The organism is Bradyrhizobium sp. (assembly GCF_049586575.1).
Lineage (GTDB): Bacteria > Pseudomonadota > Alphaproteobacteria > Rhizobiales > Xanthobacteraceae > Bradyrhizobium.
The window spans coordinates 1-14,901 of record NZ_JBAVCF010000273.1 but is presented as its reverse complement, the minus strand read 5'-3'; the positions used below and the strand labels follow the sequence as shown (position 1 = coordinate 14,901).

Below are 14,901 nucleotides of genomic sequence, written 5' to 3'. Positions count from 1 at the left end.
GACTGGTACAGGCCGACCGCGAGCAGGATCGTGGTCGCCGCCACCAGCCAGGGCAACAGGCGGGCTGTGAAAGTGAGGAACCGGGTGGGATTGGCGAGATCGATCAGCGTCATGGCACCCTGTTAATGGTCGAAGTCGTTACAGGCAATCAGCATGAATTCGTTCAGCGAGAGTTGATTGGCATGAGGCGACATCAGTCCAGTCCGTGCCGGAGGCTCGCGGCCGCCGCATAGGGCCCAATAACGAGACCAAGCAGCGACAGCGCGCACAGGATAGAAAATGGCGCACCGAACGACGAGGGCTCGGTAACGGCAGCTTCCGACGCCGCTACGCCGAAGATCAGCACGGGAATCGAGAGCGGCAGCACCAACACGGCAAGCAGCAAGCCGCCGCGATGCAACGTCACTGCAAGGGCAGCGCCAATCATGCCGGTAAAGGTCAGCGCCGGCGTCCCGGCAAGCAGCGTCAGCGCCACGGCCGCGGTTGCGTTGCCGTCGAGATTGAGCAGCAGCCCCAGGACCGGCGTCGCGATCACGAGCGGCAGTCCAGCGGCGATCCAGTGGGCCAGCGCCTTGGCCGCGCAGGACAATTCCAGCGGTGTCCGGCTCATTGCGATCAAATCGAGCGATCCGTCGTCGTGATCGGCTGTGAACAGGCGATCGAGGGTCAAGAGGCTTGCGAGCAGCGCGCCGAGCCAGAGGATGGCAGGCCCAAGCTGCTTCAGCAACGCGAGGTCGGGACCGATCGCGAACGGCATCAGCACCACGACCGTGAGAAAGAACAGCACGCCGATCAACGCGCCTCCGCCGACGCGAAGTGCGATCCGGATGTCGCGGCGGACCAGGGCGCCAAGCGCGGTCACGCGGCCTCTCCTACGCGCAACGTTCGGGTGGGAACCCCCAGCGGCGCGTGCGTAGCCGCGATGATCAGGCCGCCGCGCGCCAGATGATCCCCCATCAGGGTCGCGAACAGTTTTTGCCCGGCGGTGTCCAGCGCGTTGGTGGGCTCATCGAGCAGCCAGACCGCCCGCTGCACCGTTAGCAAACGCGCGATCGAAAGCCTTCGCCGCTGTCCGGCCGACAAATAAGCGGCCGGCAACCGGGCTGCGTGATCGAGCTCCACGACGGCAAGACTCTCGGCTAGCTTCGACCTCGTCCCGCCCAGAAAATCGCGCCAGAAGGTGAGATTTTCCAGCACGCTCAGCGCCGGCTTGAGAGCGTCGCGGTGGCCGAGATAATGCGATTGCTCTGATAACGTCAGCTCGCTCTCGCCGCCTTCCAGCACGATGGAGCCGCCGGCAGGCGCGAGCACGCCCGCAATCAGGCGCAACAACGAGGTCTTGCCCGATCCATTCGGGCCGACCACCGCGAGCGCCTCGCCGGAGGCGGCGTCAAAACCGAGCCCGGAAAAGACCTCGCGACCGCCCCGCACACACCTGACTTCCCGTCCTGAGAGCCGCATCTTGCCCCTTTGAGAGCCCACGAGTGCCCACTTTTCGAAGTTCGTACTCCATCTCAGCGCCCTCCTATACGAACTTCGAAAAGCCAAGGGCACGGCAGACTGATAATTATAGTGCCGTTTCTATCTGAAGTTCCTGAACCGACTCGCCGCTTGTGACGCAGGGACTTCAAAATAGGCGGCGCCAGGAATTTGGAGGGTAGCGCACTGGAATTTATGGGTGCCGCATTGCTGCGAACCGATCACTGGTGTGGCGGCGATTGTTGAAAGATTCTATAAGCCTGAACTTGACTCGCCGCACAATCCACGAGCGGCGAGCCGCCCGGTCACGGCGTTTAATGGTTCTATAATACCTCTGCCGGGTGCAAACCGACAATGTAGGATTGCCTCACATGACCTCTCTCGACAGCTTCAAATGCCAGAAGACCCTCAAAGTTGGTGGCAAGACCTACGTCTATTACAGCCTGGCCACTGCCGAGAAGAACGGTCTGAAGGGGATCGCCAAGCTTCCCTATTCCATGAAGGTGCTGCTGGAGAATCTCCTGCGCAACGAGGACGGCCGCACCGTCAAGAAGGAAGACATCGTCGCGGTCTCAAAATGGCTGAAGAAGCGCGCGCTCGAACATGAGATCGCCTTCCGCCCGGCGCGCGTCTTGATGCAGGACTTCACCGGCGTCCCTGCCGTGGTCGATCTCGCCGCGATGCGCAACGCGATGCAATCACTCGGCGGCGACGCCGAGAAGATCAATCCGCTGGTGCCAGTCGATCTCGTGATCGACCACTCGGTGATCGTGAACTTCTTCGGCGACAACAAGGCGTTCGGCAAGAACGTGGTCGAGGAATACAAGCAGAATCAGGAGCGCTACGAATTCCTGAAGTGGGGCCAGAAGGCGTTTTCGAATTTCTCCGTGGTGCCGCCCGGCACCGGCATCTGCCACCAGGTCAATCTCGAATATCTCGCGCAGACGGTGTGGACCAAGAAGGAGAAGATGAAGATCGGCAAGAAGACCGGCACTTTCGAGGTCGCCTATCCGGACTCGCTGGTCGGCACTGACTCGCACACGACCATGGTGAACGGCCTGGCCGTGCTCGGCTGGGGCGTCGGCGGCATCGAGGCGGAAGCCTGCATGCTCGGCCAACCGCTGTCGATGCTGTTGCCGGAAGTGGTCGGCTTCAAGCTCAAGGGACAACTCAAGGAAGGCGTCACCGCCACCGACCTCGTGCTTACCGTCACGCAGATGCTGCGCAAGCAGGGCGTGGTTGGAAAATTCGTCGAGTTCTTCGGCCCCGGTCTCGACCATCTCTCGGTCGCGGACAAGGCAACCATCGGCAACATGGCGCCGGAATATGGTGCGACCTGCGGCTTCTTCCCGGTCGATGCCGCGACCATCGATTACCTCAAGACCTCCGGCCGCAAGGCCGATCGGGTCGCGTTGGTGGCAGCCTATGCGAAAGCGCAAGGCTTGTTCCGCACCGCGAAGTCCACCGATCCGGTTTTCACGGCGACGCTGACGCTCGATCTCAAGGACGTGGTGCCCTCGATGGCCGGACCGAAGCGCCCCGAGGGTCGCGTCGCGTTGCCGGCGGTTGCGGAAGGTTTTGCGGGCGCGCTCGCCAGTGAGTACAAGAAGACCGCCGATGCTGCGACGCGCTATCCGGTCGACAACCGCGACTTCGATCTTGGTCATGGCGACGTCGTGATCGCCGCGATCACCTCCTGCACCAACACCTCCAACCCGAGCGTTTTGATCGGCGCCGGCCTCCTCGCGCGCAACGCGGCCGCCAGGGGATTGAAAGCCAAGCCCTGGGTGAAGACCTCGCTGGCTCCGGGCAGCCAGGTGGTTGCCGAATATCTCTCCAATTCCGGATTGCAGGCCGACCTCGACAAGGTCGGGTTCAACCTGGTCGGCTTTGGCTGCACCACCTGCATCGGCAATTCCGGCCCGCTGCCGGAAGAGATTTCGAAATCGGTCAACGACAACGGCATCGTCGCTGCGGCGGTGTTGTCGGGCAATCGCAATTTCGAAGGGCGCGTCTCTCCGGACGTGCAGGCCAACTATCTTGCCTCGCCGCCTTTGGTCGTCGCTTACGCACTCGCCGGCACGGTCAAGAAGGACCTCGCGGTCGAGCCGATCGCTACCGGCAAGGACGGCACGCCGGTCTATCTGAAAGACATCTGGCCGAGCGCCAAGGAGATCAACGCGCTCATGAAGAAGTTCGTGACCGCGGCGATCTTCAAGAAGAAATATGCCGACGTCTTCAAGGGCGACACCAACTGGCGCAAGATCAAGACGGTCGAGAGCGAGACCTACCGCTGGAATATGAGTTCGACCTACGTGCAGAACCCGCCCTATTTCGAAGGCATGAAGAAAGAGCCCGAGCCGATCGTTGATGTGGTTGACGCACGGATACTGGCGATGTTCGGCGACAAGATCACGACCGATCACATCTCGCCGGCCGGTGCGATCAAATTGACATCGCCTGCGGGAAAATATCTGTCGGAGCATCAGGTGCGCCCGGCCGACTTTAACCAATACGGCACACGGCGCGGTAACCATGAAATCATGATGCGCGGCACCTTCGCCAATATCCGCATCAAGAACTTCATGCTGAAGGGCGCCGACGGCAATATCCCCGAAGGCGGCATGACCAAGCACTGGCCCGACGGCGAGCAGATGTCGATCTACGACGCTGCGATGAAGTATCAGGCCGAGAACGTGCCGCTGGTGGTGTTTGCCGGCGCCGAGTATGGCAACGGCTCATCGCGTGACTGGGCTGCAAAGGGAACCCGTCTGCTCGGCGTGCGCGCCGTGATTTGCCAGAGCTTCGAACGCATCCATCGCTCCAACCTCGTGGGCATGGGCGTTTTGCCGTTGACCTTTGAGGACGGAGCGTCGTGGCAGTCGATCGGAATGAAGGGCGACGAGAAAGTAACCATACGCGGGTTGCAGGGCGACCTGAAGCCGCGCCAAAAGCTGACGGCCGAAATCGTATCGAGTGACGGTGCATTGCAGCGTATTTCCCTGCTGTGCAGGATCGATACGCTCGATGAGCTGGATTACTACCGAAACGGCGGCATTCTGCAGTACGTGTTGCGGAAGCTGGCCGCGTGATTGTGATCGGTGGCTCACCGCGAAGTGAGTAGCGGCTATGGAGAAGGCAGCCTAAGAAAGGGCCGCTTTTGCCCTGTCCGAAAGCCATATGGCTTGATGCTCCCTTAGGTGCTAGCGGCGAGAATCGGCAACCACAACTTCCCCGGTCTCAGTATGACGATGATGGCTTATGGTTCTATTTCACGATGGTCCGGCGCGTTGAGCGTCGTTGCCATCGTTGCCATCGTGCGGCCCGCTGTGGCCGAGCCGCGCGGGGTCGTCGAACTCTTCACGTCGCAAGGCTGCTCGTCCTGTCCACCGGCCGACAAGATCATCGGCGAACTGGCCAAGGATCCCTCGGTCATCGCGCTGAGCATGCCGATCGATTACTGGGACTATCTCGGTTGGAAGGATACGCTGGCGGATGCGCGCTTCTCGGCTCGCCAAAAGGCTTATTCGCTGATGCGCGGCGATCGCGATGTCTACACGCCGCAAGCAATCGTCAACGGCGAGGCCCATGTGATCGGCAGCGATCGCGCCGGCATCGAGCGGGCGATCGGCGCCACCCGAAAGAGTGACGGCGTCATGTCGGTGCCGGTTTCGATGAAGCTCTCGGGCGGGCACATCACGGTGTCGGTCGCCGACGCCAGCAAGCCGCCGGCGGCCATGCACGGCGAAGTCTGGATTTACTCGATCTCCAAGGCGGTACCAATCGCCATCGGACGCGGGGAGAATAGCGGACGCGAATTGACCTACTACAACGTCGTTCGCGACGTGTTGAAGGTTGGCGATTGGAACGGTACAGCCGGGAGCTGGACGGTGCCGCTGGAAAATATTTCCCGTGACGGCATCGATGCTGCGGCTGTGTTCGTCCAGGACGGAAGCCGCGATCGGCCGGGCCCGATGCTGGGCGCAGCGTATACGTCGCTGCACTAAAAGATTTTCAAAAATTTCATCTGTGTCGAGTCAATCGCCGCGAACCGGCGCGCGACCATTTCATTCTGCTTCTTGGCTGAATGAAGAGAGCCGAAAAAGAAAAAGGACCAACTCACGTTGGTCCAGTCTCGGATCAATTGTTCTACGATAGACCCGGTCCCGACGACCCCGGGGGGCTGGGGGCTGAGGAATCCGGTATCGAAAGGACCGGGCCAACGTAGGTGATTCTTTTCGCAATCTAGCAGGGCACCCGCTTGGCGGAAGTGGGGCGGTATTATGATTCAACTAACGATCCCGTGACGCCATTCGACGGTCGGATTCCGCCAAAATCGCAACCCCGGCTGCCGAGGGGAGGCAGGGGTCGGGAACTCCGCCTCTTGCAGAGCGGTCCAGTCGGCGCGATCATGTCGGACTGGTGTCCCTTTGGTTCTGACGTTCGTACCCCATCGCGAGCGGGTTCGTTTACGAATGTCAGAACCAAAGGGACACCAGCAGATACAAGGTTTCTAGTGTGGTCTCGGATTTGACATCCGCTCTCGGAGGATTCGCGGCAATACTGAAGCGAATGTCAAATCCACCACGCTAGGTGACAGGACAGGAGATGGTTCCATGAGTTTGATCTCGGAGGATGCCGATCCAAGCGAGGCCCGCGCTGCGGCGCGCCAGGCCGCTGCGAGCGCCTTGCCGAACCGGGTGACGTTCAATCGTCTCGAACTCAATCGCATTTTGAATTTATACGGACGCATGGTCGCCGACGGCGAATGGCGCGACTACGCCATCGATTTTCTGCGCGACCGCGCCGTTTTCTCGATATTCCGCCGCGCGTCGGAAGTTCCAATTTACCGGATCGAGAAAGACCCGCGACTGGCCCGAAAGCAGGGCATGTACAGCGTAATCTCCGCAAGCGGCCTGATCCTGCGCCGCGGCCACGAACTGGATCGCGTGTTGCTGGTGATCGACCGCAAGCTGGCGGTGGTCTAGCGGTCCGTCGCGGGCACCGTAGAGGCCCCTTCGCCAAGGGCACGCTGCATCATCACCGTGTCGAGCCAGCGGCCGAACTTGAGCCCGACGTTGGGATGGGTTCCGATCATCTGAAATCCGCATTTTGTATGCACGCCGATTGAGCCGGCATTGGCGGAATCCCCGATCACCGCGATCATCTGGCGAAAGCCGTGGGCCTCGCACTCGGCGATCAACCGTCGCAGCAACTGCTGGCCAATCCCGCGGCGGTGGATGGTGGGCTGCAGATAGACCGAATTCTCCACCGTGAAGCGATAGGCCGGCCGCGGCCGGTAGGCGCCCGCATAGGCGTATCCGATCACACTTCCGTCCAGCACGGCGACGAAATACGGAAAGCCGCCGTCCCTCAGCACCTGAAAGCGGCGGGTCATTTCCGCAAGGTCGGGTGGGACGAGCTCGAAGGTTGCGGTCCCGAAGCGAACCGCATCCGCATAGATATCGGTGACGAAGGGGAGATCGGCGGCGTCAGCCGGCCTGATTTGAAGCGAGGACATTGGCGAAGATTATTTTCGCTCCGCTCAAAAGAAAAGCCCCGGCGTTGCGGCCGGGGCTTCTCGGATGGATAGCTCTGCTCTTTGGCGTCAGTCTCGCTGACCGAGCAGCTGCAACAGCAGGGTGAACAGGTTGATGAAGTTCAGGTAGAGCGACAGGGCGCCGGTAATCGCCGCGCGTTCCGCCACATCGCCGCCTGCACTGGCGTAGCCGTAAATGTAGTCGTTCTTCAGCCGTTGGGTATCGTAGGCAGTAAGGCCGGCAAACACCAGCACACCGACCACCGACACCAGGAACTGCAGCATCGAGCTGACGAGGAAAGCATTGACCACAGTCGCGATGACGACGCCGATCAGGCCCATGAACAGGAACGATCCGATGCCGCTCATGTCACGCTTGGTGGTATAGCCGTAGAGGCTGAGTGCGCCAAAGGTAGCTGCGGTGATGAAGAACACCCGCACGATCGAGGTGTGCGTATACACCAGGAAGATCGAGGACAGAGAAACGCCCATCAGCGCGGAGAACACCCAGAACAACATCTGGGCGGTCGCCGGGCGCAGCCGGGTGATGCCAGCGGAAAGCGCAAACACCATGGCCAGCGGCGCCAGCACGAACAGCCACTTCAGCGGACTAAAATACATCGCGTAGCCGAACGACGTCAGCGAAAGGTCGCGGAAGTGATATGCCGTCGCCGACGGATCCGTGGTCACGGCCGCCATATACACGCCAAGCGCGGCCAGGCCAGTGATGGCGAGGCCGATGCTCATATAGTTGTAGATGCGCAGCATGTAGGCGCGCAGACCGGCGTCGACGGTCGCGGCGTCAACGCGCCCGGCGGCCCGGCCGAAAGGAGAAGTATAGTTGCGGTCTAGGTCCGACATGGTCGAATTCCCATTGGTTGTCTGGCAGACAATAAGGTCTCGTCTCGCCTGCCAGAATTAACCCAGATATCGCCGTTCACCGACATTAATTTTGCGTCATGAACAGTATCTGGCCTTTGATCTGATATTTGGGAAACTAGCACATCCGCCGCAAGCGTTCATGCGCGGCTGAATGTCGCGAGGGCCGCGCCGGCAGACGCTCGAATTTATATATAATTCATATATTAGAGGTTTCTCAGCACCGCAGCCGGCTTTTGATTAAGAGCCAGCAGTGTTCCGGCCAGTCCCAATCCCACCGTGACGATGAGTGCGGATGCCACCACGCCGGCTGCGCTACCCGCCTGCCAGACGAAGCTCAAGGTCATTAGCCGCGTCACGATCAGCCAGGCGGCAATCGAACCGGCAACCACGCCGAAGATGGCGGTGGCCAAGCCGATCAATAGATATTCGAGGGCGTAGGCGCCGAGCAAGCGCCCCCTGGTGGCCCCTAACGTCTTGAGAATGACCGCATCGTAGACCCGGTGGCGATGACCGGCGGCGAGCGCTCCGCCAAGCACCAGCACCGCCGAAACCAGGGTGACCGCACTCGCGCCGCGGATGGCCAGCACAAGGTTGGTAACGACCGTGCCGATGGTCTCCAGGGCTTCGCGAACCCGCACGCTGGTAATCATCGGAAACGCCGTCGCAACCGATTTGACGATCCCGGCATCGCCGGCGGGATCCGGATGGGCCTCGGTCAATGTTGCTATATGTGTATGAGGGGCGCCCCTGAAGGCATTGGGCGAAAACACCAGCACGAAATTAATGCCGAGACCCTGCCAGTCGATCGTGCGCATGTTGCCGATTTTGGCCGAAATGTCGCGGCCAAGCACGTTGACGACGATCTCGTCTCCGAGCTTGAGCTTGAGCCCGTCGCCGATCTTCTTCTCGATCGAAACCAGCGGCGGCCCGTTATAGTCGGCGCCCCACCACTTACCTTCGACGATCTTGGAACCTTTGGGAATTTCGCCGGTCGAGCTCAGGCCGCGGTCGCTCTGCAGCACCCATTCGCTGTCGGTCGTGGGGTTGAGATCCTCGGCCCTCACGCCACGCGCCGCGACGATGCGCCCTCGCAACATGGGCACTTCTTCCACCGTCGAACCCGGCGAGGTCTGTTTCAGAAATGCGGTGAATCGATCGGCTTCGGTCGAGGGAATGTCGATGAAGTAAAACGACGGCGCATGTTCCGGCAATGCTGCCATGAATTGCCGCCGCAGGTTGCCGTCGATCTGCGTGATCGTGACCAGCACGGCGAGACCAAGGCCCAGTGACATCACGACCGATGGCGTCAGCGCGCCGGGCCGGTAGATGTTGGTGACCGCGAGCCGCAGCATGGTGATCCGTGATCGCGGCACGCGGCGCGCCAGCGCCATCAGGGCGGCGGCAATCCCGCGCAACAGGATGAAGACGACGATCGCCGACACGACGAATACCGCGGCGACGCGCTTGTCGTAGGCGAGGCCGACGATCACGGCGATCAGAAGTGCAACCACGCCCGCTATCGAGAGCAGATAGCGCCAGCGCGGACGATGCCAAACGCTGGAGACGGTTTCCCGGAACAGCGCCGCGACCGGCACGTCATGGACGCGGCCGAGCGGCCAGAGGCCGAAGGCGAGCGCGGTCAACAAGCCATAGACCAGCGATAGCGCGAGTTCGTCGGGATGGAGCGCAGGCTCGACCGGGAGCGGCAATACTTTGCCGAACACGTCGACGATAACAAATGGCAGCGCGGCGCCGGCCACAAGGCCAATGATCGAGCCGATCACGGCCAGCACGATCACTTGCGTCAGGTAAATCGAAAACACGTCGCGGCCGGTAGCGCCGACGGCCTTGAAGGTTGCAATCACGTCGCGGCGCCGATCGATATGGCTCTTGACAGCGTTGGCGACACCGACGCCGCCAACCAGAAGCGCCGCAAGTCCCACGAGCGTCAAAAATTGGGTGAAACGGCTGATCGTGCGTTCGAGCTGCGGCGAAGCATTGTCGCGGGAACGGATCTCCCAGCCGGCGTGAGGGAGCGCCTGCCGCGTTTCATCGACAAGCCGCGTGGTGTTGCCGCCGTTGCTGGCGTCGTCCGGCAGTTTGACCCGATAGGTCCAGCGCACCAGGCTGCCGGGCTGGAGCAGTTGCGTGGCGCGAAGGGCGGCCTCGCTGATCAGGAATCGCGGCGCGAATCCGAGGCCGCCGGAAAGCTTGTCGGGCTCGCCATTGTCGATGCTGCGGATCTCAAAGGTCGCGCTACCGACGTTGATACGGTCACCGAGCTTCAGGTCGAGCCGGGTCAACAGCGTTTGATCGGCCGCGGCGCCAAATGCGCCGTCGCGCTCGGTCAAGAGGTCGGCGATCGGCATGTCCGGTTCGAGCGAGAGCTGGCCAAGCATCGGGTAGGCGCTATCGACCGCCTTGATTTCGACCAGCGCCAGACGGCCATCGGCCGTGCGCGCCATGCCGCGCAAGGAGGCGATCGACGAGATCGTGCCCCGCGAACGAAGGAAATCGATTTCCTCCGGCTTCGCCTCACGCTGGAATAGCGAGAAAGCGACATCGCCGCCGAGCAGTGTGCGGCCTTGGCTCGCCAATCCGTCGCCGAGGCTTGCGGCCACCGAACCAACGCCGGAGATCGTCATGACGCCAAGCGCGATGCAGGCGATGAAGACATAGAATCCGCGAAGGCCGCCGCGCAGCTCGCGCAAGGCATAGCGCAAGGGGATGGAAGCCGGCCGGCTGCGGGCCCTGGATTCAGCGGCGATCGTCATGAGGCCGTGTCGCGCTCCGCCATCTGCACATCGATGCGGCCCGAGCGCAGCCGCACCACGCGGTCGCAGCGTTGCGCCAGCGCGGTATCATGAGTCACGAGTAACAGCGTCATGCCGCGCTCGGCATGTTTGGTGAACAGCAAATCGACGATTTGTTTGCCGGTGGCTTCATCGAGGTTGCCGGTGGGCTCGTCCGCCACCAGAATGGCCGGATCGGGCGCGAGCGCGCGGGCGAGTGCGACACGCTGCTGTTCGCCGCCCGACAGCTGTGTGGGATAGTGATGCAACCGGTCGCCTAACCCGACCGAAGCAAGTTCTTGCGCGGCGCGCTGCGCGGCGTCAGGATTTCCGGCGAGCTCCAGGGGGACCGCGACATTCTCCAGCGCTGTCATGGTCGGGATCAGATGAAACGACTGGAAGACGATGCCGACCTGGCGGCCGCGAAAGCGCGCCAGCGCATCCTCATCGAGGGCATTGAAAGGGGTGCCGTTTACTACCACCTCCCCACTGTCGGGACGCTCCAGCCCCGCCATCACCATGAGGAGAGTGGACTTTCCCGAACCCGAGGGGCCGATCAGGCCAAGCGCTTCGCCAGATGCGACACGCAGGCTGATGTCCTTGAGAATATGAACGCGTGCCGCGCCCGATCCGAGCGAGAGGTTGATGTTGGAGATGGAAATGCTGTCCGGTGCAAGGCCGGACAAGGATGAGGGTTCGATGAGACTGTCCATGGTTTGGTCATATGGTACTTCCAGCAGCGCGGTCGAGAGGCTGTATGCCCTCTTCAAGCACATGCTCGTGTGGAGTCTGTTGCTGATCGCTTCGGACACAGCCTTTGCCCAGTCGTCGGTTGCCTCTGGCAGCGTACCGATCAAAATGGTGGTGCTGGGCGATTCCCTGAGCGCGGGGTTCGGGTTGTCAGAGCCGGACGCGTTCCCCGCCAAGTTACAAAAGGCATTGAAAGCCAAAGGCATAGCGGTTGATATGACCAACGCCGGGGTTTCCGGCGATACCTCGTCCGGCGGCCGTGACCGACTCGACTGGTCGGTGCCGGACGGGACGCAGGCCGTCATCGTCGAACTCGGGGCCAATGACGCCTTGCGCGGAATCGATCCTGCTGTCACCCGCGCCGCGTTGATCGACATCGTCAAGCAATTGAAGGGGCGCGGCGTCGCGGTGATGTTGTGCGGCATGGTCGCACCGCCCAACTACGGCGCCGATTTCGCTGCCCGCTTCAATTCGATCTATCCAGATATCGCCCAAACGTATGGTGTGCCGTTGTACCCTTTTTTTCTTGAGGGGGTAGCGGCCAATCCCAAACTGAACCAAGCTGACGGCATGCATCCAACCGCGGAGGGAGTGGACATCATCGTCAAGAACATCTTGCCTGCCGTTGAGACGTTTCTCGGCTCGATATCGAAGCGCGCGAGCTGAACGCCGGACAGCAAGGCCGTTGTGCGTCGGGGCCAGCGAACCTTTCTGGCCGGTTAATGCGAGATGCTTCGCAGAGTTACATAACTACGCTAAAAAATAATTGCCGGTGATTCGTCACCGGAGCCTGTCGGCGAACATGATCTTTTAGGAAAGCTGTTATCCTCTTTCCCGAATCATGTTCCAGCATCGGGAGTCTAGCGATGCCGCGTTTGTTCACGGGACTGGAAATTCCGGCCGAGATCGGCCAGACCCTCTCCTCTTTGCGTGGCGGACTGCCAGGCGCGCGCTGGATCGATCCCGAAAATTATCACGTCACCTTGCGCTTCATCGGCGACATCGACGGCGTCTCCGCCAATGAGATCGCCTCCATGCTGTTTCGGGTCAACCGCAAGCCGTTCGAGGTCGCAGTCCAGGGCCTCTCGAGCTTCGGCAGCAAAAAACCGCGTGCCGTTGTCGCCAATATCGCCCCAAGCCGGCCCTTGATCGAATTGCAGGCCGAACTCGAGCGGTTGATGCAGCGAATCGGGCTCGATCCGGAGGGACGAAAATTCACCCCCCATGTCACGCTGGCTCGCTTGCGCGATGCATCCACCCAGGACGTCGCGGACTATCTTTCGGTGCGGGGCTATTTCCCCACCAGGGTGTTCACCGCCTCCCGCTTTGTACTGTTTTCCTCCCGCGCCTCGACCGGCGGCGGACCCTATGTGGTCGAGGATTCCTACGCGCTGAGCGCGTAACATCCGTGACCTCTCCCGCTTGCGGGGAGAGGGAGACGAAAAGGGCATGCCTGTTGCTTCAATTCCCGACTTGCAATTTTTGCACGCCTGAGCCGTAACAGGGCCATGTTGTCTCCTCCGCCCGCCTCCTCCTTCCTCCCCCATTACGAGGCGCTCGTCTCTTCAGGCGCTATCGAGCCGGACGCCGCGCAGCGTGAGGTCGCGGAGGCCATTGACGATCTCGAGCAGCGGGTAGAGCGCTACAGGCCCTTGCGCAGGCAACGTCTGCTCGGTCGGTTGTTTGCCGACAAGAACGAGGGCCCGCCGCGCGGTCTCTACGTTCACGGCGATGTCGGCCGCGGCAAGACCATGCTGATGGACCTGTTTTTCCAGACGAGCCCGGTCCGGTACAAGCGCCGCGCTCACTTTCACGAATTCATGGCCGAGGTGCATGAGCGGATTTACGGCTTTCGACAGGACATCGCGCGGGGCAAGATTCCCGACGAAGACGTGATTGGCCTCACGGCAAGCGCGATCTTCGAGCAGGCGTGGCTGTTGTGCTTCGACGAATTCCACGTCACCGATATTGCGGATGCCATGATTCTGGGGCGGCTGTTTGCCCGTCTGTTTGAACTCGGCACCGTGGTGGTTGCGACGTCCAACGTGGCGCCGGACGACCTCTACAAAGGCGGGTTGAACCGGTCGCTCTTTCTGCCGTTCATCGCACAGATCGCGGAGCATATGACGGTGCTGCGGCTCGACGCCCGCACCGATTTCCGCCTGGAAAAACTCGCCGGCGTAAAAATGTGGCTGGTGCCTGCCGATGCTGCCGCAGCAACGGCGCTCGACAACGCCTGGGCCAGCATGACCGGCAATGCACCGTGCAAGGCGCGCGATATCTCGATCAAGGGCCACACTCTCCATGTGCCGTGCTCGGCGAATGGTGTGGCGCGGTTTGCCTTCGCCGACATCTGCGAACGGCCGCTCGCCGCATCGGACTACCTTCGGCTTGCCCGCGACTATCACACCCTCATGATCGACCGCATTCCGGTCATGGATTATGCCGAGCGCAACGCCGCCAAGCGGTTCATCACTTTGATCGATACGCTGTACGACAACGGCGTGAAACTGATGGCATCGGCTGAGGCCGATCCTGTGTCGATTTATCTGGCAGCGGAAGGCAACGAGGCCAACGAGTTCAAGCGGACGTCGTCGCGGTTGATCGAGATGGGTTCGGAATCCTACTTAGGCCTGCCGCACGGCCACAAGGATTCGGCGGCCAGCGGCGCAACCACGGGGCTGGTCGAAACGTGACGCTAGTGTAGCGGTTCAGAAGTCCGCATTGTTTGTGCCGCGGGGCCGACAATTGAGCGGGCTCCGGCTTGAACGGGCCGGTCGAAAGGGATAACCAGCCTCAAACAGCTTTCCTCCACCTCCATCGGTTCAAAGGACAATTCCCATGGCGCGCGACAAGATTGCTTTGATTGGCTCCGGCCAGATCGGCGGAACGCTGGCCCATCTGATCGGTCTGAAGGAACTCGGCGACGTCGTCATGTTCGACATTGCCGAGGGCGTGCCGCAGGGCAAGTCGCTCGACATTGCGCAGTCCTCGCCGGTTGACGGCTTCGATGCCAATTTCACCGGCGCCAATTCCTATGAAGCGCTCGACAATGCCAAGGTCTGCATCGTTACCGCCGGCGTGCCGCGCAAGCCCGGCATGAGCCGGGACGATCTCCTCTCCATCAATCTCAAGGTGATGGAGCAGGTCGGCGCCGGCATCAAGAAGTACGCGCCTGACGCCTTCGTCATCTGCATTACCAATCCTCTCGACGCGATGGTCTGGGCGTTGCAGAAGGCTTCCGGCATGCCGCACAAGAAGGTGGTTGGCATGGCCGGCGTGCTGGATTCATCGCGCTTCCGCTATTTCCTCGCCGATGAATTCAACGTCTCGGTTGAGGATGTCACCGCGTTCGTTCTGGGCGGCCATGGCGACACCATGGTGCCGCTGGTGCGCTATTCGACGGTGGCCGGCATTCCGCTGCCGGATCTCGTCAAGATGGGCTGGACCTCGCAGGCG

At 61.4% G+C, this 14,901-nt stretch carries 13 protein-coding genes and 1 pseudogene; 7 read left to right on the top strand and 7 right to left on the bottom strand.

What is annotated here, in order from left to right; genetic code table 11:
- From WB528_RS10490 to ccmA, 3 genes and pseudogenes are all read right to left on the bottom strand, one after another.
- Positions 1–113: pseudogene (locus WB528_RS10490) on the bottom strand (heme transporter HemC); the annotation flags it as partial.
- Positions 114–193: 80 nt separating this feature from the next.
- Positions 194–862 carry a heme exporter protein CcmB gene (gene ccmB, locus WB528_RS10485; RefSeq protein WP_423888349.1) on the bottom strand — a complete coding sequence of 223 codons (669 nt, stop codon included), beginning with the start codon at positions 860–862 and terminating at the stop codon, positions 194–196.
- Positions 859–1,461 (bottom strand): heme ABC exporter ATP-binding protein CcmA, encoded by a 603-nt coding sequence (ccmA, locus tag WB528_RS10480; RefSeq protein ID WP_423888348.1) that lies wholly within the window; start codon positions 1,459–1,461, stop codon positions 859–861. The genes ccmB and ccmA overlap by 4 nt, the downstream gene beginning before the upstream one ends.
- Positions 1,462–1,850: 389 nt before the next feature.
- On the opposite strand from ccmA, the gene acnA reads away from it, so the two are divergent.
- The 3 genes from acnA to WB528_RS10465 all read left to right on the top strand — a co-directional run bounded on the left by acnA (position 1,851) and on the right by WB528_RS10465 (position 6,467).
- Complete coding sequence (gene acnA / locus WB528_RS10475; protein ID WP_423888347.1) at positions 1,851–4,571, top strand: aconitate hydratase AcnA; 2,721 nt, start codon at positions 1,851–1,853, stop codon at positions 4,569–4,571.
- A 153-nt stretch (positions 4,572–4,724) separates the two neighbouring features.
- A complete protein-coding gene (locus WB528_RS10470; RefSeq protein WP_423888346.1) occupies positions 4,725–5,486 on the top strand; it encodes a DUF1223 domain-containing protein in 762 nt (253 codons plus the stop codon).
- Between the two features lie 609 nt (positions 5,487–6,095).
- Positions 6,096–6,467 (top strand): DUF2794 domain-containing protein, encoded by a 372-nt coding sequence (locus WB528_RS10465; RefSeq protein ID WP_423888345.1) that lies wholly within the window; start codon positions 6,096–6,098, stop codon positions 6,465–6,467.
- On the opposite strand, the gene WB528_RS10460 is transcribed toward WB528_RS10465, so the two are convergent.
- The 4 genes from WB528_RS10460 to WB528_RS10445 form a co-directional block, all read right to left on the bottom strand.
- A complete protein-coding gene (locus WB528_RS10460) occupies positions 6,464–7,000 on the bottom strand; it encodes an N-acetyltransferase family protein (protein WP_423888344.1) in 537 nt (178 codons plus the stop codon). The genes WB528_RS10465 and WB528_RS10460 overlap by 4 nt on opposite strands.
- Before the next feature lie 87 nt (positions 7,001–7,087).
- Positions 7,088–7,879: a Bax inhibitor-1/YccA family protein gene (locus tag WB528_RS10455; protein ID WP_423888343.1), complete on the bottom strand. Its 792-nt coding sequence runs from the start codon at positions 7,877–7,879 to the stop codon at positions 7,088–7,090.
- Positions 7,880–8,103: 224 nt separating this feature from the next.
- Positions 8,104–10,674, bottom strand: a complete 2,571-nt coding sequence (locus WB528_RS10450) for an ABC transporter permease (RefSeq protein WP_423888342.1) — start codon at positions 10,672–10,674, stop codon at positions 8,104–8,106.
- Positions 10,671–11,405 (bottom strand): ABC transporter ATP-binding protein, encoded by a 735-nt coding sequence (locus WB528_RS10445; RefSeq protein ID WP_423888341.1) that lies wholly within the window; start codon positions 11,403–11,405, stop codon positions 10,671–10,673. The genes WB528_RS10450 and WB528_RS10445 overlap by 4 nt, the downstream gene beginning before the upstream one ends.
- On the opposite strand from WB528_RS10445, the gene WB528_RS10440 reads away from it, so the two are divergent.
- The 4 genes from WB528_RS10440 to WB528_RS10425 form a co-directional block, all read left to right on the top strand.
- On the top strand, positions 11,404–12,108 hold the full coding sequence (locus WB528_RS10440; protein ID WP_423888350.1) for an arylesterase: 705 nt from the start codon (positions 11,404–11,406) through the stop codon (positions 12,106–12,108). The two genes, WB528_RS10445 and WB528_RS10440, sit on opposite strands and share 2 nt — an antisense overlap.
- A gap of 200 nt (positions 12,109–12,308) precedes the next feature.
- Positions 12,309–12,845: an RNA 2',3'-cyclic phosphodiesterase gene (thpR, locus tag WB528_RS10435; RefSeq protein ID WP_423888340.1), complete on the top strand. Its 537-nt coding sequence runs from the start codon at positions 12,309–12,311 to the stop codon at positions 12,843–12,845.
- A gap of 105 nt (positions 12,846–12,950) precedes the next feature.
- Entirely contained in the window at positions 12,951–14,138 is a 1,188-nt protein-coding gene (gene zapE, locus WB528_RS10430; protein WP_423888339.1) for a cell division protein ZapE, read from the top strand.
- Between the two features lie 145 nt (positions 14,139–14,283).
- The coding region (locus WB528_RS10425; RefSeq protein WP_423888338.1) for a malate dehydrogenase at positions 14,284–14,901 on the top strand (618 nt) is incomplete at its 3' end.